Below are 24,008 nucleotides of genomic sequence, written 5' to 3'. Positions count from 1 at the left end.
TGTCTCGTATAAAATGTAACAATATAATCATTAATGGGTGTCTTCCTGCGTCTAGACGGTCAATAGGATGAGGTGCTACACTAACCCTCGGTTTATGGTTGCTGTTGAGCAACAAACCACTCGATATCTAAAACGATAGTCGTGACTTATATAATAATCAATTAGGGAGTATTCAATGTCAATGAAACAGCCTTTACGTGTTGCTGTCACTGGTGCCGCTGGTAATATCAGCTACGCAATGCTATTTCGTATTGCATCTGGCGAGATGCTAGGTAAAGATCAGCCAGTTATTTTGCAATTGCTTGAAATTGCCCCAGCGCTTGACGCTTTAAAGGGTGTGGTCATGGAGCTAGAAGACTGCGCATTCCCTTTATTAGCCGGTGTTGTGCAGACTGATGATGCGACCGTTGCATTCAAAGATGTTGACTATGCTCTGTTAGTAGGTTCACGTCCGCGTGGTCCAGGTATGGAACGTAAAGATTTGCTAGAAGCCAACGCTGCGATTTTCTCAGCGCAAGGCAAAGCATTGAATGACGTTGCAAGCCGTGACGTAAAAGTATTGGTTGTAGGTAACCCTGCCAACACCAACGCACTTATCGCTCAGCGTAATGCACCAGATCTTGATCCACGTAACTTTACTGCGATGACTCGTTTAGACCACAACCGCGCCATGGCGCAGTTGGCTGGTAAAACTGACAGTACAGTAAATGACGTGAAGAAAATGATCATCTGGGGTAACCATTCATCAACTCAGTATCCTGATCTGACTGCTGCTACTGTCAACGGTAAGCCTGCGTTAGATTTGGTTGATCGCGAATGGTACGAAGCGACCTATATCCCAGAAGTACAACAACGTGGCGCAGCTATCATTAAAGCACGTGGTGCATCATCTGCCGCTTCTGCTGCCAACGCTGCCATTGCACACGTACGTACATGGGCATTGGGTACTGATGAGAACGATTGGGTATCAATGGGCGTTTATTCCAACGGCGAATACGGTATTGCAAAAGGCTTGATCTACTCATTCCCATGCACGTGCGCTAACGGCGACTGGTCTATCGTAGATGGCGTCGATGTGTCATCAGATTTCTCAAAAGAAAAAATGGCAGCGACTGAGCAAGAGCTTAGCGAAGAACGTGATGCGGTAGCCCACTTACTACCATAAGCAGCCAGCCTACTAAAATTTAGTGATATTTGTTAATCTTATTATGTATAAAATGCCCTCTTGTTTGAGGGCTTTTTTATGTCTGTGAAATTTTTTAGCGGTTAACACAATTGATAACCTTACATTAACGTTGGTTAACAGCTTTTTCAGCAAAGCTTGCTACAATAAATACGGTAGTCTAAATAATAAGTACAATTAAACCTGTACCCTCTTAAGGAGAAAAAATATGTTGGGTGAACCTGAATATAATATGAATGAATTATTTGCACAACTGGGACTGGACAGTTCTGATGAAGCGATTGATGACTTTGTCGAAAATAACCAATTAGCAAAAGAAGAAAAGCTGACAGAGGCACATATTTGGAATGACAACCAACGTGCCTTTTTACAAGAAGAATGGAATAAAGATGCGGCTTGGGTAGAAGTTATCGATGAGCTAAACGTCCGTCTACATCCAGATGCTTAAGCACCGATAAAATCAGCGTCGCCAAAATTCGCATTAAAAAACCCACAACAGTAATGTTTGTGGGTTTTTTAATGCGATATATTTGCATAAAAGTCAGGGATATCTTTTAACACTACTTTTGTTTTGCTCGCCATTCAAGCAGATCTGTTACATCTTGATGAATACCCGCTTTAAGTGCTTCTAGGCCATCATAACGTCGTTCGCCATGCAAGTAATGCAAAAATCGTACCTGTAAAGTTAAACCGTATAAGTCAGCTTGCAACTCTGGAAAGTGTACTTCTAGGCGCCAGTCATGCGTTTTATCAACAGAAGGTCTAGTACCGATATTAGCCGTACCAAATAAGCTATTTTGACGTAGCCCTGCAATACCTGTTTGCCCATTATCCGTTAGTGCAACCAAGCCATTAGGAATCACTTGTCCCTCACTATCTAGACTGACTACATCTACAGCAAAGATACCATGCAGGGCCGGCTTGATGCGCTTTAGATCAATATTAGCAGTGGGAAAATCCATAGTACGACCAATTTTGTCACCACCCACGACCAATCCTGTTATAGCATAATCGCGTCCAAGTAACGTATTAGCCGCACCAATGTCACCCGCCAATAATAAATCGCGAATGCGTGTGGAGCTGATACGCGCCGCTTTATCGCTATCATCTGTGATGGTATGCAGATTGGTCACATGCAGGCCATAATCACGCAAAAACTGACTGTCACCCGTACGGTCATGACCGAAACGAAAGTCGTCACCTAACACCAATGCTTTAACGTTTAAGCGCATTGCCAAAATATCGGCAAATGCTTGGGCAGACAACGAGCGAAAGTCAGTATCAAACCCCGCCACAATCAAGGTATCGACGCCGTGCTCTGCCAGCAATGTTTGCTTTTCTGCAAGATTGGTAAGACGCGCGGGAGCCGTATTTGGGGCAAAGAATTCACGAGGTTGTGGCTCAAATATCATGACGGCAGAGCCAAGATTTTGCGTGTGGGCAATGTCACGGACTTGATCTAACATGGCTTGATGACCAAGATGCACGCCATCAAAATTACCAATCGTGAGCACACAGGGTGCTAGATCTACTTGGCTCGTATTTGTCGGCAAAGCGCTTGGCGACGCCATCAGTTGCTCAAGAAAATAGGTGTTCATAAATTTTCAGCTATGATAAGACCAAATAAAAAGAAAAAACACAACCATGCTAAGAATCGATGTGTCTAAAACCAGCCATTATAAAGTAAAATGACCATACTAACATCCTATAGTCTGCCCATCATATAATACCAATCCCAAGAGATAGGGTTATTAATTAATAGGGTGCTCAAACACGCTCTAGTCATTTAACTCATTATGGAGGCTCCATGTCCACTATTGCCTTAAACGCGACACCATCTATATTGCCAACAGTTAAGCTCAACGATCAGTTTATTGTACAGCGCGCAGGCAACAATGATTTGGCTGAGATATTGGCGATTTATAATCAAAGCATCGCTGGCAAACAAGCAACCGCTAATCTTGCGCCAGTCACTTGTGAAGAGCGTTTAGACTGGTTCGATGAGCACCTAAAAATTCCAACACGGCCCATTTATATTGTGAGAGCGGTGATAAATGGTATTGAAAGTAGTGATTCGGCAGAGAAACCGCCGATAGTAGCGTGGGGCAGCTTTAGTGATCTGTATGCGCGTACGGCTTACCATATCAGCACTGAAATCAGTATTTATCTACATAAAAAGTATCATGGTCGGGGACTTGGCAGCTTACTGACACGCTGGATGTTGACGCAAGCACCAAGCCTCGGAATTCATAATATTGTCGCGCTTATTTTTGCCCATAACCAACCAAGCCTAGGATTATTTCGCAAGCTTGGGTTTGAGCAGTGGGGATATATGCCAAAAGTTTGTGATATGGAAGGCTTTATTGCGGATGTTGTCATGCTTGGCAAAGCTGTAGCGTCAAATCAAGCAACAATCGATCATGACGCGCTACATGCAGACAGCGAAGTGTCTTAACCCAATATTTTCCATTGACCTGCTATCTTTTGTAGCTCATAAGTCAATGGGGCAGGCTCAGTTTGACCTTTTAGCATTAGCTCACCTGTGATAGTGGCACGGGTCTTGTCATCATGATAGGTGGTATCAGTGATAGTGACACCATCAACGGTTTGTTGAAAGGCAGACTGAGTTTTGGCAAGCTCTTGCTCGAAGTTTACCATCTCTACTTGGTAATATCCGGCCGCTTTTTTTACATCGCCGTAATACAAGCTATCTAATGCTTGCTTTACAGTGTCTTCAGGAGTGCCCGCTTGAGTTGGATTGGTGACGAGACTGGGTTGTTGATCGGCGGTGGCTGCTGGATTGATAGCATTGCTAGCCGTCGCGGTTTCATCTTCAGCGCTAGTGACTGTTTGCGCATCCGCCGTAGACTCATTGCTATCAACTGCGGCTGTTTGAGCCGATGTATTCTCATCTGAAGTTTCTACAGCAGCCACATTTTCAGTATCAGCCGTATCTACCTCATTATTGCTACAACCACTTAATAGTAAGCCAGTGCTTAAGACACCAGTAGCCAAGATCATTGGTAAGCGTTGCCATGTAAGCGGCTTAGTCATTATACGCTTAGTCGTTGTGTACTTAGTTGTCATATGCTTGGCTATCATGTTAAACCTCCAGTTTCAGTGATTCATTAACGCTCAATTATGGCAACTATCTGCGTCTTTCGTTGTCAATTCTCATATTAAGCTTGTTTTGGTTTGGTAAGTTGATACTTTACTTGACCCATTTAACCATGTTTTAGCTGGCGAGGACGGAAGCCTGTTGCCAGTAGCACCACACCATAAACCAGCGCGCCCGCTGCACACATAATAAGCAACGCCGCTATACGTCGCCATTGGGTGTCATCGGTAGGGAAGTAGGGCAACATGACATACAGCACACCAACCATGGCACTTGTAGAAACGGCAAACTGGGCAAACAGCTTTTTCCAGTGACTACCGAAGCGGAAGATGTCACGCTTATGTAAGAAATAATATAACAGACCTGCGTTCACAAAGGCCGCTCCAGTCGTTGCCAATGCCAAACCACCATGCAGCGGTATGTCTAAGAAGTAAAATATACCAATAAAAATGACACTAAAAACCATGTTGGCAAAAACGGAGACAATACCGATTCTTACGGGTGTTCTGGTGTCTTGACGCGCAAAAAAGGCAGGAGCAAAGACTTTTATCAGCATAAATCCTAATATACCACCAGCCATACTACGTAGCGCAAGTGAGCTCATTTGTGCATCACGCAAGGTAAATTCGCCACGCAAAAACAGCGCTTGCATGAGTACATCTGCCAATATAAATAGGGCAGCTGACGCTGGAACGCCCACCAAAATAATTAAGCGCGCTGCCCAATCAATGGTCTTTTTAAAACTCACATCGTCTTTTTGGGCTTCGCTTTTTGACAAGCTTGGTAGAATGACCGTACCGATTGCCACGCCAATCAAACCTAGTGGTAACTCGCTCATACGCTCAGCGGCATACAACCAAGAAACTGAGCCGCCAATCATTAATGACGCAAAAACCGTATTTAATAATAAATTGATTTGGGTGACAGAAACCCCAAAAATCGCAGGGAGCATGAGTTTTAAAATTCGGCGAACGCCTTCATGCTGAAAATCAATTTTGGGGGCAACGAGCAGTTTTTGTTGCCACAGCTGCGGCAGTTGTATCAAAAACTGTAGCAGACCAGCGATAGCCACAGCATAGCCGAGTGCCATGATGGGCGTATCGAACATTGGGGCGAAAATCAATGCGCCACCAATCATACATAGGTTCAATAGTACGGGCGCAAAGGCGGGTGCGGCAAAACGGCCATAGCTTTGTAAGATGCCGCTCGCAAACGCCGTCATAGAAATGAACAATAAATAAGGGAAGGTCAGGCGTAATAACTCTGTGGTGATGGCAAATTTATTGGGTTGATCGGCAAATCCTGGCGCGAATAATGTCACCACCCAAGGCGCGATTAACATGACTACTACTGTGAGCATAGACAGCACCAGTAGCAGCGCGCCTGACGTGCGACTGACTAAAATCTGTACCTGCTGTAAGCTGTATTTTTCTTTATATTCCGATAGTACCGGAACGAAGGCTTGGCTAAATGCGCCTTCTGCAAACAAACGCCGCAAAAAATTGGGTATCTTAAAGGCGACCAAAAAGGCATCCATCAGACCACCAGCGCCAAAAACACCTAATAATATGATATCGCGTACTAGACCTAAGATACGAGATAACATGGTCATACTACTGACCACCATGGTTGAACGAAATAACCGACTTTTTGCCATGAGAACCTATTGTGCTAATTTATTTACTAACTAATGGTTGTGTGCTGATTTGCTGGTGTCAAAAAACTGACGAATTATAGCACTTTCATGACTGAGATAAATGGATTGAATGTGGGAAATGCTGAGCGTTAATAGCAGTTGCTACTTATTCAAATTATCGGCAATCAGCTGACGTAATGTTGTCCATTCAAAATAATTGCCGGGGTCGGTTTTGCGCCCTGGTGCAATATCACTATGGCCTGTTAAATGTCGCCGCGTTTTAGGATAAGCCCTGTAGATAGCGGTGATAACTTGGGCGAGCGTGTCATATTGTTCGGCGCTAAAGGACACAAAATCAGACCCTTCAAGTTCGATGCCAATGCTATAATCGTTACATTCAGGTCGACCCAAGTAGCTGGATCTGCCCGCATGCCACGCCCGCTGGTCAAAGTTCACAAACTGAGTGATAGCCCCATCACGCTCGATGAACAAATGCGCTGACACTTCTGCCCCTTTAATCGTCTGAAAATAAGGATGGGCATCCCAGTCTAGTTGATTGGTAAATAATGCCTTAACATAGTGGATGCCATCAGTACCGCACGCGCCAAACTCATTGGGTGGCAAACTGATATTATGAATGACAATTGTGTCGATGCTTGTGTTTGCTGGTCGCAGATTGTTGTTCGGTGACGCAAGCCATGCCGCCGTGGATAATCGCCCAGCGTTTATGGTCATTGGTGATGCTATGGACATAATATTCTCTTTTAACAGGGTATGAAGAAGTAAGCAGCGCCAGCCTTTATCTGATAATTTTTTATAAAATATTAGGCAACACGAGTTAAAAACTCAAAGGCTCTAGGATAAAAATGTTTTTAGATAATTTAAGTAGATGGACGAGCAGACGGTGTTCATTAGTCCTGAATCGCGCTATCCGCGTATGAACCATAACGTGCGAGGTTTCACCCCATGTCTATAAACCCTATTTCTCTATCTGTAAATTGTACCTTAACCGCAATTGGCCAGCGAGCACGTTTACCCTTTGCGATTGCAGGACTGTTACTCTCTGCTCAAGCGCAGGCTTTGTTGCCAACACCGCTATCGGTCGTGACGACAGAAGAAGTAGCATCTACGTCACAAAATACTGCGCCACATCATAGTACTCAACAAGATGCTCAAAGCGTGCAAAATGTTTCAGCGGGACACAATAGCAAGGCGGAACAATTATTAGCCAATTGGCGCGAGCAAGCAAAAACGAAGAATTTAGCACAGCATACAACATGGCGGCGTTTATTGTATTTTTATGAGGGTCAAAACAGTCTGTTGCGAAAAAATAAAAATGTAAGTATCGTTGATGATGCCAGCTTTTTTTTGAGTAAAAACGGGCAACAAGACGCTGGCGCAGAGCTTGATGCCATGCTGGTGGCTCTCGCTAACGAGATGGCAACGACTGCTTATGACACGGCTCAAACGCTTGATAATAATGCTTTAAATAGCAATTCGGTACTATGTCGTTTTCCAGCGCGCGTGCGATGGCTGACGGAGACTTTAGACATTGATGAAACAGAGCTACAAGCTGATTGCCCTGAGCTTGATGCGTGGATGCAGAAGCTTGCCCCCGAGCAGCTGTCCATCATGTTTGCACAAGAATATTTAGACAATCCTACTTCAGCCTTTGCTCATACTTTATTACGTATCGACTCAACAGCAAGTGCGGCTGATCCCAGCCAAATTCATCACGCTTACGCCTTGAATTATACAGTGGGCGGCAATCCAGCAGATAGTTTTCCAGTGTATGCGGTCAAATCTATGATTGGCGGCTATGACAGTATCATTGAAATAGACCCCTATCCTGAAAGATTTGCCAAATATATACAAGATGACGAACGTGATGCGTGGACATATCAGTTGAATTTGACACCAAGCGAGGTGCAACAAATCATAAGGCATGTTTGGGAAACCAAAGATTTGGAGCTGCCGTATTATTTTGCTACTGATAATTGCGCTTCTGAGATTTTACGTCTCATTGATGTAGTACGACCGCAGCAACATTTATTGAGTCAACTGCCCCATGTGGTCATTCCATCAGATGTTGTGCAGTTATTAAATAATGAAAATCTACTCGGCAGCACCAGTTATACGCCTGCCGATGGCACATTGCGTCAAGCACAGCTTAATGAGGTTAAGCACCAGCGTGACCAATTAGGCTATCACAATAGTGCAAAACAAACTGTCAATGAGATTAAATCGGCGCAGCTCAATCCAGTCTCAAGTATGTCAGATAACAAGCAGACATTACTACCACGTCTCATTGCGGTGTCAGACAACAACCCAATAGACAGACACCCATTACAACTTGGTTATATGGGTATTGGTCAACGCGGAGATAATAACTATATCGATATTGGTGTGAGAGCGGGCTACCATGATACCCTCGATCGTCCATCAGGATTTCCGCAGTTTTTTGACTTAGAAGGCGCTGCTGCAACCTTGCGCCTATATGACCAAGATGACAATTCATCAAGCAATCATGACTCTCAACCGAAAAGCGTGGTCTTGCAAAACGTAACCTTGATTCGTGGCCGTTCTTTTAATCCCATTAATTCTGCCAAAAAAGGTAAAACATGGGGCGCAACGATAGAGGCCACACGTGTCAACGATGGCTCACAAGAAGATGGGACAGATCATTTGGTGGGTAGTGTGGGTTACGAGACAGGTTGGTCGTGGGTATTTGGCACCCCTAGAGCAAATACAGGTGAGATGCCGCCGCAGCTATGTTACACCTTTTTATCAGGCACAGCGCAAGGTGGGCGAGGTCTTAATAAGGGCTTTCGCGTGGGTACAGGCATAAATGCAGGTTGTCGTTATCAGATTAACAATCAGTTACGCGCGCAAGCTGAATTGCAATTGCCATATTGGTATCATGGCAGCAGCGATGAATCTGACGTCCGTGGTTATTACTGGCAGCCGATATCGACTTTAGGTCTACAGTACGATATCGACAAAAAACAAGCACTGCGTATCAATGCCAACTACGACTGGCAAGATCGCGTCGCTGCCAATGACGATGTACAGCTATCGTATAGACGATATTTTTAGACGTTTGGCTTTTATAGTCGATACTAAATAAAGTTGATACACGATATTATGACGCGAGACTGGTACGAATTTTTCTTGCTTGCTGTGCCTGTGCAGACAGGGGCTGCAAAAAATTTATCCCAGTCTCGCTGATACTCTTCTATTTTGATTTGACTATAAATATTTGGCAAAGGTAAGGATGTATAGTATGAGCACTCAGAAACTTTTGATTATTGGTCAAGGTGATATTGGCTTACCAGTGACCAATAAGCTTGCACAAAACGGTTTAGACGTTACTGGGCTGGCACGAGGGGATCATCATCGTTATGCTTTGGATGATAAAGTAACATTTATGCAAGCCGATGTATTGACACTCAATGCTGAGCAATTACAGGGCTTTACTCATATTGCGATTATTGTGACGCCTGATGAATATTCTACCAGTGGTTACCACAGTAGCTATTTGGCTATCAATCAGCATCTAGTACAACTTTCCGATAAACTCACTGAACTTGAGCGCATTGTTTTTATTTCGTCAACGGGCGTCTATGGGCAAGATAATGGCGAATGGATTGATGAACATACAGTACCTATGATGCCTGAGCGCGAAGCATCAAAAGTGATCTTACAAGCAGAGCAGGCATTGCAACAAGGTTTTGGTGACAAAGCGATTATCATTCGTCCCAGCGGTATTTATGGACGCGCGCGCCTCATGCGTTTGCGTAAAGCCAAAGAGTCACAAAAAGAGCCAATGCCCGCTGCGCATTGGAGCAATCGTATTATGGATCGTGATTTGGTTAATATCATTGCCAATGTATTGACTTGCGATGCCCCAAGACCTGTTTATCTGGCTACTGACTATCTGCCAGTCACAACGTTTGAGCTGACCACTTGGCTTAGCAAACAGGTGGATGAAATGCCTCCTGCTCTTGATGAGACAAAAACAGCTGTCACAGGAAAACGCTTACACAGCAACATTCCATTAGCTTGGCTGGATTATCCTGATTGGCAAGTAGGCTACCGTGATATTTTGCACCATCAAGCTTAAACTAGGTCTAGAGTAAGCCTAAATTTGGCCTAGTATCAGCGTTCGGTTTACTTCGTTTTAAACTTTATTTTTAGAGAGACTTCATGACTCAGCCTTCTACTTCTGACAATCACATGCCCAATGCTGACTTTATTGCAGAGGGCTGTAAGCGTGCAGAAAGTAGTGCTGAGCCATCGTCTATTTCACCTGATAATAAGCATCCTGCGATTGTGCATCCTAACTTTGATCCAAATAGATCGCCAGTAGATCCAGCTAGACCTTTGACTGATATTCCAGAGCCGACGCGGCGGCTAGAAGGTCAATTGCGCCGGCTTTATGGTCATTCAGTGCGTTTTCATTCACCTAATAAAGACAGCTTGTCGAAGTGGGCACTGATTGCGTCAGAGGCTTTGTCTGAGTATTTGTCATTGTTAGAAGCGGCGCAGCTTATCGACTTGCCAGCCAATTTTTATCAAAATCATAGCGAGCAGCCATTATTATCGCCATTGCATGACATGACGTTGTTGGATATGTCAGACATACAGCAGGCGATTCGGGCATATCCAAAATTGCACCGCTATGGTTTTACACTGAATGATTCGCCAGCTGAGAGGGTTGAGGTTGCAGACAAGCATGCTAACGGTACGTCTGTCTCTTTACGAGTGCTGACCAAGCGCTATAATCCAGACGAATTGCTCACTAGTCTTTATGCTGACGACTGGCAAGTAATTCTACAGCCACAAGTATTTGAGACAGGTGAGGGCAGTTTGGCTACTGATATCATGGCTTGTAGTGCTGCAGTTCATGCCTTAAAACAATGTAGTACGCGTAAAAGTATCAATGACCGTTATAGCGCAGCACAACTCTGCCAATACATACGCAGTTATGTGCTTAGCCAAATTACCCTTGAGCCCTCGCAGCGTCATGCCTACCGTCAAATACGCATTTTTGCAGGACACGTTATTGTTGCTGCTCATCATTTAGGCTGGGACATACAAGTAAGTGCGGATGGACAATGCTATTTTAATATGTCATCACGCAGTGGTTTATTGACTCGTTATCCTAATATGCAAGATTATGACATCAATGGTTGGTCAAGCTGATCAGTAATGCGTACAATAATGCAAATTTTTTGCCCTTCTTTTTGCTAATAGGAATGCCATAATGCCTAACACTCAACACCCGGATTTTTCATCTCATGCTTTTATTCAACTGGCTTTAGACAATCAAGTGCTAAAGTTTGGTGAATTTATACTCAAGTCTGGCCGTATCAGCCCGTACTTTTTTAATGCAGGTTTGCTTGCCACAGGTGAGATGTTGTCGTTATTGGCACGTGGTTATGCAGATGCATTGGCTGAACAAATGAATGCTACAAATGACGGTATCAATGAGAAAGAGCTGGTAATCTTTGGTGCAGCGTATAAAGGCATTCCCTTTGTGGCAGCAACCGCACAAGCATTATGGCTGCATCATGGCATTAACGCCAAATGGGGTTACAATCGTAAAGAAGCCAAAACCCATGGTGAAGGTGGTAATTTGGTCGGTGCTGATGTCAGTGGCAAAGCAGTCTGGGTACTGGATGACGTGATTACCGCAGGCACTGCCATGCGCGAAGTGGTCGAGGTTTTAGAGCAAGCAGGCGCAAGCGTTGCTGGTATTATTGTGGCGCTTGATCGTAAAGAAAAAGGTCAGGCTGAGCATTCGGCTATTCAAGAGCTGGCCGCGACACTACAAGTGCCAGTGCGCGCGCTTGTCGATATCGATGATTTAATCCGTTATTTGGCAGACGACAATAGCCAGCATAAAGATGCCACTCAACTGGCAAAAATGCAGCATTATCGTGAGCAGTACGGCGTATAGTTTTGGCAAAATACCTTTATCTGTCTATTTATAATACAACGTAAGTGAGTCTTACTATGAGCCAAGAAAACCAAAAAAAATCTCTAAACATACTTGTTATTATGGATCCAATCGAGCGGGTCAATTATAAAAAAGACACCAGCTTAGCGATGATGTGGGCAGCGCAAGATCGTGGTCACAGTCTGGGTTATTGTCAGATTCATGATTTGTGGTTGAATCGTGGCGAGTTGATGGTCGACACGCAGCCTGTAACCGTCAAGCGCGACCCGCAAGATTTTTATACATTAGGCGATAAATCAACGGGTTCGGTCAGCGACTATGATGTGATTTTGATGCGTAAAGACCCGCCGTTTGACATGCGCTTTATTTATGCCACCTATATGCTCGATCATGCAAAAGCGGCAGGCGTGCTCGTGGTCAATGATCCACAAGCGATTCGTGATTGTAATGAGAAATTGTTTGCCACGTGGTTTAGTGGTTACATGAGCCCAACGATTGTGACCAGCAAGCAGGCGCACATTCGCCAGTTTATTACCGAGCAACAAGATGTCATCGTCAAGCCATTGGATGGTATGGGCGGTACGGGTATTTTTCGTTTGACAGCGGACAGCCCCAATATTGGTGTGACGCTGGAGATGTTAACAGAGCTTGAAACCTTACCAATCATGGCACAGCGTTATTTGCCAGAGATTAAGGAAGGTGACAAGCGCGTGTTAATCGTCGATGGTGTGGTGGTTGATTATAGTTTGGCACGCATTCCAAGCAAAGGCGAGACGCGCGGTAATTTAGCTGCTGGTGGTAGCGGCGTCGCCATGCCTTTGACTGATATTGAGCGCCAGGTGGCAGAAGTCGTGGCACCTATTGTAAAAGAAAAAGGTCTGATGTTTGTCGGTTTGGACTTAATCGGTGGTCGAATTACTGAAATCAATGTCACTAGTCCGACATGTGTGCGCGAGATTGATGACCAGTGCGGTACAGATATTGCGACAGACTTTATCATTGCCATCGAAAATAAATTGGCGATTTGAGTAAAGCGGCAAGGATAAGGTCATTATTTATCAAAGCCAAGCTCAGATTGCTAACGGCTTGGGTTTTTGTTATTGATGATGCATAAAGTGCTATATATCAGGCCACGATTTACACTATACTATGCGGTCTTTTATAGGCTGCTGATTCGTTGATGACTGGGATGGTTATAGCACAATAAGTCCTTCATATAAATCAAGAAAAGATAGGCAAAGGTTTATGAAAACACCGCATATATTAATGATGGCTGCTGGTACAGGTGGGCATGTGTTTCCAGCGTTGGCAGTGAGCGATGAGTTGACCCAGCGCGGCGCGGTCATCCATTGGCTGGGCACACCAAATGGTATGGAAAACGGCTTGGTCGAGCCGACTGGCTATACGTTTCATGCAATTGATATGCAAGGTCTGCGTGGCAAAGGTATAGGACGCTTGCTAAAACTGCCAGTGACTTTACTATCAGCGACAATGGCGGCGGTAAAAATTATTCGTAACAATCAGATTGATGTGGTCGTTGGCTTTGGGGGCTATGTGACGGCACCTGGCGGTATTGCGGCACGTTTGACCAAAACACCGCTGATTATTCACGAGCAAAATGCGATTGCTGGCATGAGCAACCGCTATTTGTCAAAGATTGCAACCAAGGTTCTGCAAGCTTTTGAGCACACGTTTGCGAATAGTGAGCTTGATTCAAAGCTTGAAACGGTCGGCAATCCAGTACGTAATGCTATTACAGGGGTTGATGAACCCGCGGTACGCTATGATACGGATGACGAATCACCCCTTAAGTTATTGGTCGTTGGCGGCTCACTCGGTGCGCAAGTGTTAAACGATACCGTGCCAAAGGCGTTGGCATTGATGGATCGTCCTTTTGAGGTACGTCATCAATGCGGCCGCAATAATGAGACGGCGACGCAAGCGGCTTATGATAGCGAGGATTTAAGTGCGCATCAGTTCACTGTACAGCCATTTATTGATGATATGGCCGCGGCTTATAATTGGGCAGATGTCATCGTGTGCCGAGCGGGCGCATTGACCGTTACAGAAATCCAAAACGTCGGTATTGCGGCGATTTTTGTACCGCTGCCACATGCCGTTGATGACCATCAAACCGCCAATGCACGTACGTTAACCGCCCACGACGCCGCAATTTTATTACCGCAGTCTGAGCTGACACCGCAGCGCCTAAGTAGTGAGCTTATAGGACTTGATCGCCGCACTTGCTTAGCAATGGCAAAAAAAGGTCATGCCCTTGCTAATCGTCGTGCCAGTAAGCGAGTGGCTGAACTTATTTGGCAAACCTTATAGTCCGTGTTTTTGTGACCGACTTTTTTTATCATTGACTGCTTTTATGACTGTCTTCATCACTTATTATTTTGCGTTACTATATTTTATTAGCCTTTACTAAAGAGAAACCCTTATGTCCAACTCTGCCAAAGCTTTACCCAAGCGTTTGATTGAAATACCAGAAATGCGCCGTATTCAGCATTTGCATTTTATCGGTATTGGCGGCTCGGGCATGTGCGGTATCGCAGAAGTAATGAACAATCAAGGCTATCAAGTCAGCGGCTCTGACATCACTGAAAGTTTAGTCACTAAACGTTTAGAGCAAATTGGTATCAAAATATCAATCGGCCATGATTCCAAAAACATCGCCAATGCCGATGTCATCATTGTCTCTTCAGCGATTGATCGTAACAATCCTGAAGTAAAAGCGGCACTAGAAGCGCGTTTACCAGTGGTACGCCGTGCTGATATGCTTGGTGAGTTGATGCGCTATCGTCATGGTATTGCGGTTGCTGGTGCTCATGGTAAAACCACAACGACCAGTTTGCTGACTACGATGATGGCAGAAGGGCAGCTCGATCCTACCTATGTGATTGGCGGTAAATTAAACGCTTCTGGCAAAAATGCGGCGCTGGGTAGTAGTCGTTTTTTGGTAGCAGAAGCCGATGAATCTGATGCATCTTTCTTATCATTGCGTCCGATGGCAGCGATTGTGACCAACATCGATCAAGATCATATGGAAACTTATGGAAACAGCTTCGAGAAATTAAAAGCGGCTTATATTCAGTTTTTACACAATATGCCGTTTTATGGCTTAGCTGTGGTGTGCGGTGATGATCCAGAATTGTATGCGATGATCGATGATATTGGTCGACCAGTATTGACCTTTGGTTTGGAGCCGTTCAACGATGTACAAGCGATCGACTTAGTGACGGAAGGCACCAAAACTCACTTCACCGTATTGCGCCGTGACCGTGATCCACTGCATTTGACGCTAAATATTCCAGGTACGCACAATGTTTATAATGCATTGGCCGCTATCACTATGGCAACTGATGAAGGCGTAGATGACGAGGCGATTAAACGTGCCCTGCAGAAGTTTGAAGGAGTCGGCCGCCGCTTTGAACAACATGCATCGGTCGATATTGATGATGGCAATGTCTTATTAATTGATGATTATGGTCATCATCCAAAAGAAGTTGATGCCACCATCAAAGCCGCTCGCCAAAGCTTTCCTGAACGCCGCTTAGTCATGTTATTTCAGCCTCATCGATACAGCCGTACGCGTGATTGTTATGATGATTTTGTCGAAGTGCTCTCAAGTGTTGATGAGCTACTGCTATTAGAGGTATATTCAGCAGGAGAAAGTCCGATTATAGGTGCTGATACCAAGTCATTAGCACGTAGTATTCGTTTGCGCGGCGAAATTGAGCCGACGATTATTGATAAAAACAACTTAGCTCCTGTTATGCAGCGTTTATTAAAAGCCAATGACATGCTTATTACCCAAGGCGCTGGAAATGTAGGCCAGATAGCAGTCGATTTGGCGGCAAATAACCTTTACCTCAAAAGCTAAAAAATCTTAGGAGCTGTCCTCATGACGACGAATAACACTCAAAAAAACACAGGTAATGCTAGTAAAGCGATTGATGATATGGAAACGAGCAAAGCCAATGACGCAGCATTAGACAACACCGCCAGCAAGGTAAAAGATGCTGGGCAGTTTGGTAAAGTTGCCGTCGTCTATGGCGGTACCAGTAATGAGCGCAGTGTGTCGTTAGATAGTGGTGCGGCAGTGCTACAAGCGCTACAAAATCAAGGCGTCGATGCCACTCATTTTGACCCTAAGCACCAAGATATTACTGAGCTACGAACTTATGATCGCGTCTTTAATGTACTGCATGGTCGCGGCGGCGAAGATGGGTTGCTACAAGGCGTATTGCAATGGTTTCATATTCCACAGACGGGTTCAGGTATTTTGGCATCAGCGCTTGGCATGGATAAAGTGCGTACCAAACAGCTGTGGCAAGGTTGCGGCTTAGCAACGGCACCGTTTTCATTGCTAACAGCCGATACGGACTGGCAACAAGTGGTCAATATGCTAGGACTGCCACTTATCATCAAGCCCGTTCATGAAGGCTCAAGTATCGGCATGACAAAGGTAAATAATCTCGATGAGCTTCCTGCTGCTTATGCAACTGCTGTGGAGTGCGGCGATGCAGTGATGGCCGAGCGTTGGATAACGGGTCGTGAATTTACGATTGTTATTATCGATGACGAAGCTTATCCTGTTATTCGTCTCGAGCCTGCTGACATCACAAATTTCTATGATTTTGAAGCAAAGTATAATCGTAACGATACCAGTTATTACATCCCTTGTGGATTGAGTGGCGCTGATGAAAAGCATTTGCAGGAGCTGAGCCTTGCTGCATTTCGTGCCGTCGATGCAAAAGGCTGGGGACGTATCGATGCCATGCAAGATGAAGCGGGCAATTTTTGGTTGCTTGAAATCAATACCGTACCAGGTATGACTAGTCATAGCTTGGTTCCAATGGCCGCCAAGGCTCGAGGTATGGACTTTGATACGTTGTGCTGGCACATCTTAGCGCAGACGTTGTAGCTTATCGATACGGCTTTAAGTGTAACTATTTAAGTGGTCAAGTTCAGCCAGCCAACTTTAAATAAAGTCTATAGCAGCCCATAACATCTAACGAGACCAGATCAATGTATCGCTAGAGCTGCTATAGCACAGCGTCCTGTAAACTTGTGTAAATTCATTGTCATCAAGAAGGGTTAAGCTATTGTTTGACCATAAAATACGTTAATATTGTAATTGCTGGTCTGTTTTGGTGATATTTATGTTTTTAATAACCACAGCTTGTAAGTTATTCATAAATTGAGAAAAATGTTACGTTTAAATGAGTGTAAAAGCATCATATAAACCGTTTTAGCGACAGACTTTGATAACATATCAACTTAATAGGCCTCTGCAAAAAATATGCAGAGTTACATCAATAAATAGCATGCTCAGTTTTATGCAAATATAGGGACAAAGGTCGTTATGGCTCAAACTGTCAACGAGGTAACTGACTTGATGAGTGATAAAACCCGTCGCCCAAACTCTAAATTCCAATTTCCAACGTCAATCAAATATTTTTTTATGGCGTTGGTGTTAGGATTGCTAGTGCTAATATTGATAATGGGTGGTAAAGCGTTACATGACGCGCCTCCAGCCGCGATCTATGTCAGCAGTCAAGGTTTGACAGCCCCTCAATATCGCTCATTGCAACAGGCGATGAGTCAGCAAAAAGTGAGCAGTTTCTTTACCTCTGATTTGCAAGCATTAAGAGATATTAGCACTGGTCGGGCATGGGTCGATCAGGTTAGTGTTTCTCGTGATTGGCAACGCGGTATTGTGGTGACAGCACTGCCTAAGCAAGCAGTGGCTAATTTTGGTACAGAGCGTTTGGTTGATGCAAAAGGGGCAGTTTTTGTTCCTGCCGATAATAATGATTTGACCCAAGAGCGCTTTGCCACCTTGCAAGGTGAGATAACGCAAGCGCCAGTTATCATGCAGCAAATGCAGCAAGTCAATGACTGGTATGCACCACTTGGTATACAAGTCGAAGACATTATTTTGTCACCAAGAATGACATGGCTGATACGTTTTGATAATGGACTACGCGTTATCGTCGATAATGAAAACACCGCGCAAAAGCTGCTGAATTTGAGTCAACTGCTCAGTAATCAGTTAAGCACGCGCCGTGATGAGATACAGTCAGTAGATTTGCGTTATAAGAATGGCTTCACGATTGCTTGGAATATGACCCAGTCAGAGAGTGATGAATCACAACAGATAGTAGCAAGCGAAAACTGATAACTTTTAACGGTTTAGCTTGAATGGTTTTAAGAGCATGTAACACTGAATATACAACATCATAGCGTATTGATAGCGCTTTTTTTAATGATCTAATGGGAACATCACTTGGTTTCCTGTTTAGTAATAATTTGTCTGGTACCATGAAAAATACTGAAAATCTGGTTGTTGTCCATCTAAGTGCCACGGCGGTTTATGCCGTTATTGGCAATGTTGTCTCTGCAAAAGACATTCGTATTTTGGGTGTGGGGCAAGTCAAAAACAGTGACTTTTATCAAGGTCGAATAAAACATCGTGAACGTCTACAAGGCGCAATCAAACAAGCCATTCAAGAAGCAGAAGATACTGCCAATTGCCGTGTTCATAGTGTGTGGCTTACGCTTGCCACGCCTGAGTTGTCTAGCAAAAACAGTGCAGGTGACGTACGGGTAGAAGACGAGGTTGTACGCGCCAAAGATATGGTAGAGGCTTTGACCAACGCCAAATCACGTGACCTATCATCAGAGTACTATTTGATGCATTGCTGCCAGCAAGGTATTTATGTTGATGAGCAAGATGTCATGGTAGATGATGCGATCGAGATGATGGCGCATAATATCACTGTGATGTATCACTTGATGATGATGCCCGTCTCTAGCCGTCAGAATATCCAAAAATTATTACAAAGTTGCGATGTGGGTATCGATCATATCGTGTTTGATGCAGTGACCAGTGCTGAATATAGTTTGATGAGTGATGAGCGCCAACAAGGTGTTTGTTTGGTAGATATCGGCGCTAGTACCACTAGTATCTGTGTTTATAAAGAGAACAAACTGATATTTACACATTGCATTGCGACAGGCAGCCATGAAGTAACGATGGATATCTCAGCTGACTTTGGTATCTCAATGATTGAAGCGGAAAAACTCAAAAAGACTCATGGTACGGTCGATGTCAATAGTGTCGACCCAAGCTCATTTTTCATTTTTAAGCCGCAAGGCTCAAATGATGAGATTAATGTTGGTGTCTATAATTTAGCTCGTATTATTGAAGCGCGTTACGTTCAGATATTCACTGAGGTTGCTCGTCAATTGCATGAAGCTGGCTTGATAGGCTATATCGATAAAGGTATCGTACTGACTGGTGGCGGGAGTGTGATAAAAGGAATGATACCTTTTGCTAAAAAACTGCTAAAAATGCCAGTGGTACTAACCAATACGCATCCGGCAATCAGCGCTTATAATCATTTCGATAATGACGAATCATTTAAGCAGCTGAATATTCAGGTGAATGACCGCGCGTATCAAACCGCTTTTGGTACCTTATTGTATAGTCAAAGCGAGCAGTTCCGCCGTAGTGAAAAAAGCGAACCGGAAGCGGTTCAAAAGAATCGAGTAACTGGCGTTTTCCAAAGTGCAGGGCAACGTTTTGCTAGCGTGCTAAAAAAGATATTGTAGCTTTGCTTGATAAGAGACTTAAATGTTATAAAATTAGCGCCTTGTAAGATGCACTTAAGTGATTTAAGCAAAAAGTGAAGTAGTACCACACCCAAAAAATACGATGAGCCGCGTCAAACTTGCTTAGACTACAATACGTAGTACATGCACTTGTTTTCCTTGCTACTTTGATTTTTGGGATTGGTATAATATGAAAAGTAATGCTCTGATCGGTAATGACATGTTTTGTCCAAACTGAACTATTTAAGCCATAGCCCTGTTTTATTTAAATACATTTATATATAGTGTGTCGATAGCGCGCCATATGAGTGCGTTACCACGTATCGATCATTACGCTATCTGCAACTGGAGAATCTTTTATATGTCAAAATACACCATGCCAGATGATAACCAGCCTCAAAACAACGGCCAAGCGAGCTTCACTGTATTCGGTGTGGGTGGCGGTGGCGGTAATGCGGTTGAACATATGGTGCAACAAGGAATTAGAGGTGTAACGTTTGTCTGTGCCAACACGGACAAACAAGCGCTTGATCGTTTGACAGCCCCTCATAAACTACAACTTGGGGCAAAAACAAACCGTGGTTTAGGCGCAGGTGCCAATCCAGAAGTTGGACGTGAAGCAGCAGAAAGCGAAGAAGAAGCAATTCGCGCTTTACTTGAGCATGCAGACATGGTGTTTATTACTGCTGGTATGGGTGGCGGTACTGGTACTGGTGCTGCGCCAGTGGTTGCTCGCATTGCTAAAGAAATGGAAGTGTTGACTGTGGCAGTCGTGACCACGCCATTTAAGTTCGAAGGCGGCAAACGTATCAAAGCTGCCAAGGCTGGTATTGAGCAGCTCACTAACTTCGTTGACTCTATTATTACTATTCCTAATGATAAGTTAATGAGTGTGTACGGCAACATCTCTATGCAAGATGCTTTCAAAAAAGCGGATGATGTATTGTTGCATGCTGTCCAAGGTATTGCTGAGACCATCGCTAGTGAAGGTATGATAAATATTGACTTTAATGACATTCGTACAGCTATGACGGCTAAAGGTCATGCGATGATGGGTATTGGCCGTGCAAGTGGTGATGATCGTGCGCGTCAAGCGACCGAAAAAGCCATCAGATCGCCATTACTTGATGATTTGCGTTTGGAAAATGCCAAAGGTTTATTGGTGAACGTTATTTCTTCTGAATCTTTATCATTGGATGAGATGAGTAAAATCAGCGTGATCGTTGAAGAAATCACGGACATTGATGAGGCTCATATTTTTTATGGTTCTGTGATTGATGAAAAAATGGGCGATGACTTGCATGTTACCGTTATCGCAACTGGTTTAACATTAGATGAAAATGCTGGTCAAGAGCCTGAAGTAATAGAGCAGCCTATTCCTTCTGTTAACAGCACCCAGCCTGTTGATCCCAATGTACATACCAGTGCATTAAACAGTCAAAAACAATTGCAAGCTCAACTGCACCAAGACAGCGCTGCACGTGCAAGTGCGCCTCAAGAGCAGTCTAAAACCAAGACCAACAGTATTCAAGACTATCTAAAGCGTCAACAAAATAAATAATAAACAGTTATTTTGGGTATGTCGAATGAAAAAAGCCAGCGCCGAGTCGCTGGCTTTTTTGTGTTTATGTGAATATATAGCGCCAATTGAGCGGTTAAAAGACAAATATAATGCGTGCAATAATGACGATAAGTGTTATCAATCAAGAAGATAAGTAAATTAGCCAGTTTTAACTGTGGCGAACTATGGGCAGGTAATGATACACTATGGCAATTGTAACAAAATATGTGAGAAAACAGCCATGAACCAAAGAACCATAAAAACTGCGATAGCTGTGACGGGTACTGGTCTTCATAGTGGTCAGCCTGTTGACTTAGAGTTTCATCCGCAGCCAGTTGATACTGGTATTGTTTTCGAGCGTTCTGATATAGAAGGCAGTCAACCGATTCCAGCCAGTGCTTTTTTAGTACAAGACACGATGATGTCATCGAATTTAGTATTTGGTGGTACACGAGTTGGCACCGTTGAGCACCTGCTAAGTGCGATCGCTGGGCTTGGGGTGGATAATCTACTCGTCCGTGTCTCTGCTTCAGAAATACCTATTATGGATGGCAGTGCAGCACCTTTTGTTAGATTGTTGCTTGATGCAGGGCTGTGTGAACAAGAGGCTTTGAAAAAGTTCATTAAAATTGTACGACCCATAAGAGTTAAAGTAGAAGACAAGTGGGCAGAGCTGCGTCCTTATGAAGGGTTTGAGTTAAACTTCGAAATTGACTTTAATCATCCTGCTATCGACAAAAACTTTCAGCATGCACAACTGCAATTCACGACGCAAAATTTCATTGAGCAATTGAGCTCAGCACGTACTTTTGGTTTTTTACGTGATATTGAAACGTTACGCCAGAATAATTTAGCGTTAGGTGGCAGTATGGACAATGCGATTGTCATTGATGAAGTCAATATTTTGAACGAAGAGGGTTTACGCTTTAATGATGAGTTTGTTCGTCATAAAATTTTAGATGCTTTGGGTGATTTATATTTGATTGGTTATCCAATTTTGGGTAGATTCAATGCGTATAAGTCGGGCCATGCATTAAATAATTTATTGGTGCGCGAGATATTATCTGATCCAGCCAATTTTGAAATTGTAACTTTTGATGACAATGTAACTTGTCCTATTGAGTATTTACCTTTAACTGGATTGGCTGTTGAAGGATAAATACAGGAATATACACGAAGTATCGAAACAATTACGCAATATTACATAATCTGGTTATAATTACATTCTTATAATATTCGTTATTTAGAATAAAATGTATAAATTATTTTGATGCCAAAGCTGTAGAGCAGAGTATGCAAAAGCTGTAGGTGGTTTTTAGATCATCTGTTGGCGCCATTCATAGTATGAATGGCGCCAACAGATGATTTTTTTTGTTTGTGATATTACAAAAACCCAGCGTTACCAATGCTATTTTGGGTTTTTATTTACATAACTTTACATAGCGGCGTTAGGTTTTTTAATGATTTGCCAAGCGCAAAAGTGCTTTTTTGAGATTTTCATCAGTGGTGACATGCTCTGCAGCCTGTGATATAGTCCGCTTTGTGTTTTGGCTAAGAGCTTGATTTTCATTAGCTTCACAAGGTTTTGATAAGGTTGCTAACAACGCTGAAGATTGTTTAGATGAATGATTATCAGCAGATGTTCTAGCTACTACGACGCGAATTTGCTTGAGTTGTTTAAATGTAATTGACTGCTCTGTTAGAACTTGCAAATAAGCACTCTGTAAATAGCGAATATGATTGGCAGCAGTGATTGAACCGACACTGAGTGTTAGTTGCTCATAATTAAAGCCTACGACCCAGCAGGTATTGAGGATTTCCTCAGGTAGACAATCTACCAATAACTCTTTTACCTCATTGGTCACTTTTATATATAGTCGCATGTTGTCAGCAAGGGTTTGAGGTAGCGCGCTACCAGCAAAAGCTTGATGATCGATAAGCTGGGCAAGCCGATTGGGCTGTTTTTTTGACATCGTGATGACTCATCTAACAGGTGACAGAATCGATATTCATAATAGACATGCTAAAAGCAGAATATAGCAATTGGTTTGTGAGACATTTAAAGAAAGAGCGGGCTGTTGTAACAAGGATTTTATCACGTTTGTTTAATGATTATATCCTCTCAATTAATTGATGCTTTGTCACGGATGACGAGCGGTCTTGTATTAACAATAGGTAGTAAATTTATGAAACAAGCTTTATTAATTTTGTCAGTATTGGGAATGGGTGTAGCACAGACGAGTGGTGCTGTCGAAACGACCTTTCAACCGAATAATACCTTGAGTCATACCATCACAAATATTTCTACTTCTGCGAACTATGGTTCTAGTCGCAACATTTATAGCACTAACAGTGGTGCTCATGTATACAGTAACGATGAGATCAGTCAAGCCATTGATAACCTAAGTGCACATGCCAAGCAAAAAGAATATCAGCTTGCATCTCTCACCAGCCGCTTGTCTTATGAGCAGCGTCAGCAGCAAGCCAGTCGCACTCCTGACAGAAGCTCAGCTCCTGCTATCGCAGCCGCAAATGCAGCACGAGTGGCACTATCTAGAAGTTCTGGCTATTGTGCCCGTTATGTACGTAAAGCCCTACAATCAGCTGGTTACGAATTTACCCCTAATCCTTCAGCTTATCAGTATGCTTCACGCGGTACTTTGGCTCAAGCAGGTTTCGCCAAAATTAGCAACAATACGCAACCTCAAGTTGGTGATGTCGTTGTTTTTAACCGCACCTCAAGTCGTCCGCATGGTCATATCCAAATCTTTGATGGTAATATCTGGGTATCTGACTTCCGTCAAAGCAGTATCAATCCTTATAGTGGCACTCATAGCTACACCACATGGCGTGATTCGCAATACGTTGATGATGCGTCAGACCGTGGTATCTACCTTGCGATGGCTGATAAATAATAACCAGTTA

21 protein-coding genes are annotated in these 24,008 nt (G+C 43.6%); 16 read left to right on the top strand and 5 right to left on the bottom strand.

Annotated elements, in window-relative coordinates:
* Positions 1 to 175 precede the first annotated feature (175 nt).
* Positions 176 to 1,165, top strand: coding sequence for a malate dehydrogenase (locus tag JMY02_RS05825; protein ID WP_201596182.1), 990 nt, complete (start codon positions 176 to 178; stop codon positions 1,163 to 1,165).
* Between the two features lie 226 nt (positions 1,166 to 1,391).
* Positions 1,392 to 1,631: a DUF2789 domain-containing protein gene (locus JMY02_RS05820; protein ID WP_021813131.1), complete on the top strand. Its 240-nt coding sequence runs from the start codon at positions 1,392 to 1,394 to the stop codon at positions 1,629 to 1,631.
* A 112-nt stretch (positions 1,632 to 1,743) separates the two neighbouring features.
* Here JMY02_RS05820 and ribF read toward each other — a convergent pair whose 3' ends face one another.
* Entirely contained in the window at positions 1,744 to 2,754 is a 1,011-nt protein-coding gene (ribF, locus tag JMY02_RS05815; protein ID WP_227678429.1) for a bifunctional riboflavin kinase/FAD synthetase, read from the bottom strand.
* 236 nt (positions 2,755 to 2,990) lie between these two features.
* Here ribF and JMY02_RS05810 point away from each other — a divergent pair, with 236 nt between their 5' ends.
* The gene (locus tag JMY02_RS05810; RefSeq protein ID WP_201596178.1) at positions 2,991 to 3,638 is read left to right on the top strand and encodes a GNAT family N-acetyltransferase; all 648 of its coding nucleotides are present in this window, start codon (positions 2,991 to 2,993) and stop codon (positions 3,636 to 3,638) included.
* Here the strand turns inward: JMY02_RS05810 and JMY02_RS05805 are convergent.
* The 3 genes from JMY02_RS05805 to ampD all read right to left on the bottom strand — a co-directional run bounded on the left by JMY02_RS05805 (position 3,635) and on the right by ampD (position 6,690).
* On the bottom strand, positions 3,635 to 4,237 hold the full coding sequence (locus JMY02_RS05805) for a hypothetical protein (RefSeq protein WP_227678427.1): 603 nt from the start codon (positions 4,235 to 4,237) through the stop codon (positions 3,635 to 3,637). The two genes, JMY02_RS05810 and JMY02_RS05805, sit on opposite strands and share 4 nt — an antisense overlap.
* Positions 4,238 to 4,407: 170 nt before the next feature.
* Positions 4,408 to 5,958 (bottom strand): murein biosynthesis integral membrane protein MurJ, encoded by a 1,551-nt coding sequence (gene murJ, locus JMY02_RS05800; protein ID WP_201596176.1) that lies wholly within the window; start codon positions 5,956 to 5,958, stop codon positions 4,408 to 4,410.
* A gap of 141 nt (positions 5,959 to 6,099) precedes the next feature.
* Positions 6,100 to 6,690 (bottom strand): 1,6-anhydro-N-acetylmuramyl-L-alanine amidase AmpD, encoded by a 591-nt coding sequence (gene ampD, locus JMY02_RS05795; protein ID WP_201596174.1) that lies wholly within the window; start codon positions 6,688 to 6,690, stop codon positions 6,100 to 6,102.
* A 213-nt stretch (positions 6,691 to 6,903) separates the two neighbouring features.
* Between ampD and JMY02_RS05790 the strand changes: the two genes are divergently transcribed.
* From JMY02_RS05790 to lpxC, 12 genes are all read left to right on the top strand, one after another.
* A complete protein-coding gene (locus JMY02_RS05790) occupies positions 6,904 to 9,033 on the top strand; it encodes an Lnb N-terminal periplasmic domain-containing protein (protein ID WP_201596172.1) in 2,130 nt (709 codons plus the stop codon).
* A gap of 187 nt (positions 9,034 to 9,220) precedes the next feature.
* Complete coding sequence (locus JMY02_RS05785) at positions 9,221 to 10,060, top strand: SDR family oxidoreductase (protein WP_201596170.1); 840 nt, start codon at positions 9,221 to 9,223, stop codon at positions 10,058 to 10,060.
* An 83-nt stretch (positions 10,061 to 10,143) separates the two neighbouring features.
* The gene (locus JMY02_RS05780) at positions 10,144 to 11,142 is read left to right on the top strand and encodes a hypothetical protein (protein WP_201596168.1); all 999 of its coding nucleotides are present in this window, start codon (positions 10,144 to 10,146) and stop codon (positions 11,140 to 11,142) included.
* A 61-nt stretch (positions 11,143 to 11,203) separates the two neighbouring features.
* On the top strand, positions 11,204 to 11,899 hold the full coding sequence (gene pyrE, locus JMY02_RS05775; protein WP_201596166.1) for an orotate phosphoribosyltransferase: 696 nt from the start codon (positions 11,204 to 11,206) through the stop codon (positions 11,897 to 11,899).
* 56 nt (positions 11,900 to 11,955) lie between these two features.
* On the top strand, positions 11,956 to 12,927 hold the full coding sequence (gshB, locus tag JMY02_RS05770; protein WP_201596164.1) for a glutathione synthase: 972 nt from the start codon (positions 11,956 to 11,958) through the stop codon (positions 12,925 to 12,927).
* A gap of 217 nt (positions 12,928 to 13,144) precedes the next feature.
* Positions 13,145 to 14,230: an undecaprenyldiphospho-muramoylpentapeptide beta-N-acetylglucosaminyltransferase gene (gene murG / locus JMY02_RS05765; protein ID WP_201596162.1), complete on the top strand. Its 1,086-nt coding sequence runs from the start codon at positions 13,145 to 13,147 to the stop codon at positions 14,228 to 14,230.
* A gap of 112 nt (positions 14,231 to 14,342) precedes the next feature.
* Positions 14,343 to 15,785, top strand: a complete 1,443-nt coding sequence (gene murC, locus JMY02_RS05760; protein ID WP_201596160.1) for a UDP-N-acetylmuramate--L-alanine ligase — start codon at positions 14,343 to 14,345, stop codon at positions 15,783 to 15,785.
* A 78-nt stretch (positions 15,786 to 15,863) separates the two neighbouring features.
* Positions 15,864 to 16,829 (top strand): D-alanine--D-alanine ligase, encoded by a 966-nt coding sequence (locus JMY02_RS05755; protein WP_201596232.1) that lies wholly within the window; start codon positions 15,864 to 15,866, stop codon positions 16,827 to 16,829.
* 441 nt (positions 16,830 to 17,270) lie between these two features.
* Positions 17,271 to 18,086 (top strand): cell division protein FtsQ/DivIB, encoded by an 816-nt coding sequence (locus JMY02_RS05750; RefSeq protein WP_201596158.1) that lies wholly within the window; start codon positions 17,271 to 17,273, stop codon positions 18,084 to 18,086.
* 143 nt (positions 18,087 to 18,229) lie between these two features.
* On the top strand, positions 18,230 to 19,522 hold the full coding sequence (gene ftsA, locus JMY02_RS05745; protein WP_201596151.1) for a cell division protein FtsA: 1,293 nt from the start codon (positions 18,230 to 18,232) through the stop codon (positions 19,520 to 19,522).
* 361 nt (positions 19,523 to 19,883) lie between these two features.
* The gene (gene ftsZ, locus JMY02_RS05740) at positions 19,884 to 21,083 is read left to right on the top strand and encodes a cell division protein FtsZ (RefSeq protein ID WP_201596149.1); all 1,200 of its coding nucleotides are present in this window, start codon (positions 19,884 to 19,886) and stop codon (positions 21,081 to 21,083) included.
* 241 nt (positions 21,084 to 21,324) lie between these two features.
* On the top strand, positions 21,325 to 22,242 hold the full coding sequence (gene lpxC / locus JMY02_RS05735; protein WP_201596147.1) for a UDP-3-O-acyl-N-acetylglucosamine deacetylase: 918 nt from the start codon (positions 21,325 to 21,327) through the stop codon (positions 22,240 to 22,242).
* Between the two features lie 298 nt (positions 22,243 to 22,540).
* On the opposite strand, the gene JMY02_RS05730 is transcribed toward lpxC, so the two are convergent.
* Entirely contained in the window at positions 22,541 to 23,056 is a 516-nt protein-coding gene (locus JMY02_RS05730; protein WP_201596145.1) for a hypothetical protein, read from the bottom strand.
* Positions 23,057 to 23,269: 213 nt separating this feature from the next.
* Between JMY02_RS05730 and JMY02_RS05725 the strand changes: the two genes are divergently transcribed.
* The gene (locus tag JMY02_RS05725) at positions 23,270 to 23,998 is read left to right on the top strand and encodes a CHAP domain-containing protein (protein ID WP_201596143.1); all 729 of its coding nucleotides are present in this window, start codon (positions 23,270 to 23,272) and stop codon (positions 23,996 to 23,998) included.
* The last annotated feature ends 10 nt before the right edge of the window (positions 23,999 to 24,008 follow it).

Source organism: Psychrobacter vallis, assembly GCF_904846715.1.
Classification (GTDB): Bacteria; Pseudomonadota; Gammaproteobacteria; order Pseudomonadales; family Moraxellaceae; genus Psychrobacter; species Psychrobacter vallis.
The sequence above is the reverse complement of the archived record's forward strand: the minus strand, read 5'-3'. Positions and strand labels throughout refer to the sequence as shown.

Excerpts from the sequence above, each read along its gene's own strand:
- JMY02_RS05805 (WP_227678427.1), bottom strand. The coding sequence starts at position 4,237 with ATGACTAAGCCGCTTACATGGCAACGCTTACCAATGATCTTGGCTACT.
- ftsA (WP_201596151.1), top strand. The coding sequence starts at position 18,230 with ATGAAAAATACTGAAAATCTGGTTGTTGTCCATCTAAGTGCCACGGCG.
- ftsZ (WP_201596149.1), top strand. The coding sequence starts at position 19,884 with ATGTCAAAATACACCATGCCAGATGATAACCAGCCTCAAAACAACGGC.
- JMY02_RS05810 (WP_201596178.1), top strand. The coding sequence starts at position 2,991 with ATGTCCACTATTGCCTTAAACGCGACACCATCTATATTGCCAACAGTT.
- JMY02_RS05825 (WP_201596182.1), top strand. The coding sequence starts at position 176 with ATGTCAATGAAACAGCCTTTACGTGTTGCTGTCACTGGTGCCGCTGGT.
- murC (WP_201596160.1), top strand. The coding sequence starts at position 14,343 with ATGTCCAACTCTGCCAAAGCTTTACCCAAGCGTTTGATTGAAATACCA.
- JMY02_RS05755 (WP_201596232.1), top strand. The coding sequence starts at position 15,864 with ATGGAAACGAGCAAAGCCAATGACGCAGCATTAGACAACACCGCCAGC.
- JMY02_RS05785 (WP_201596170.1), top strand. The coding sequence starts at position 9,221 with ATGAGCACTCAGAAACTTTTGATTATTGGTCAAGGTGATATTGGCTTA.
- JMY02_RS05790 (WP_201596172.1), top strand. The coding sequence starts at position 6,904 with ATGTCTATAAACCCTATTTCTCTATCTGTAAATTGTACCTTAACCGCA.
- murG (WP_201596162.1), top strand. The coding sequence starts at position 13,145 with ATGAAAACACCGCATATATTAATGATGGCTGCTGGTACAGGTGGGCAT.
- JMY02_RS05820 (WP_021813131.1), top strand. The coding sequence starts at position 1,392 with ATGTTGGGTGAACCTGAATATAATATGAATGAATTATTTGCACAACTG.
- ribF (WP_227678429.1), bottom strand. The coding sequence starts at position 2,754 with ATGGCGTCGCCAAGCGCTTTGCCGACAAATACGAGCCAAGTAGATCTA.
- JMY02_RS05725 (WP_201596143.1), top strand. The coding sequence starts at position 23,270 with ATGAAACAAGCTTTATTAATTTTGTCAGTATTGGGAATGGGTGTAGCA.
- ampD (WP_201596174.1), bottom strand. The coding sequence starts at position 6,690 with ATGTCCATAGCATCACCAATGACCATAAACGCTGGGCGATTATCCACG.
- JMY02_RS05750 (WP_201596158.1), top strand. The coding sequence starts at position 17,271 with ATGGCTCAAACTGTCAACGAGGTAACTGACTTGATGAGTGATAAAACC.
- JMY02_RS05730 (WP_201596145.1), bottom strand. The coding sequence starts at position 23,056 with ATGTCAAAAAAACAGCCCAATCGGCTTGCCCAGCTTATCGATCATCAA.
- gshB (WP_201596164.1), top strand. The coding sequence starts at position 11,956 with ATGAGCCAAGAAAACCAAAAAAAATCTCTAAACATACTTGTTATTATG.
- JMY02_RS05780 (WP_201596168.1), top strand. The coding sequence starts at position 10,144 with ATGACTCAGCCTTCTACTTCTGACAATCACATGCCCAATGCTGACTTT.
- murJ (WP_201596176.1), bottom strand. The coding sequence starts at position 5,958 with ATGGCAAAAAGTCGGTTATTTCGTTCAACCATGGTGGTCAGTAGTATG.
- lpxC (WP_201596147.1), top strand. The coding sequence starts at position 21,325 with ATGAACCAAAGAACCATAAAAACTGCGATAGCTGTGACGGGTACTGGT.
- pyrE (WP_201596166.1), top strand. The coding sequence starts at position 11,204 with ATGCCTAACACTCAACACCCGGATTTTTCATCTCATGCTTTTATTCAA.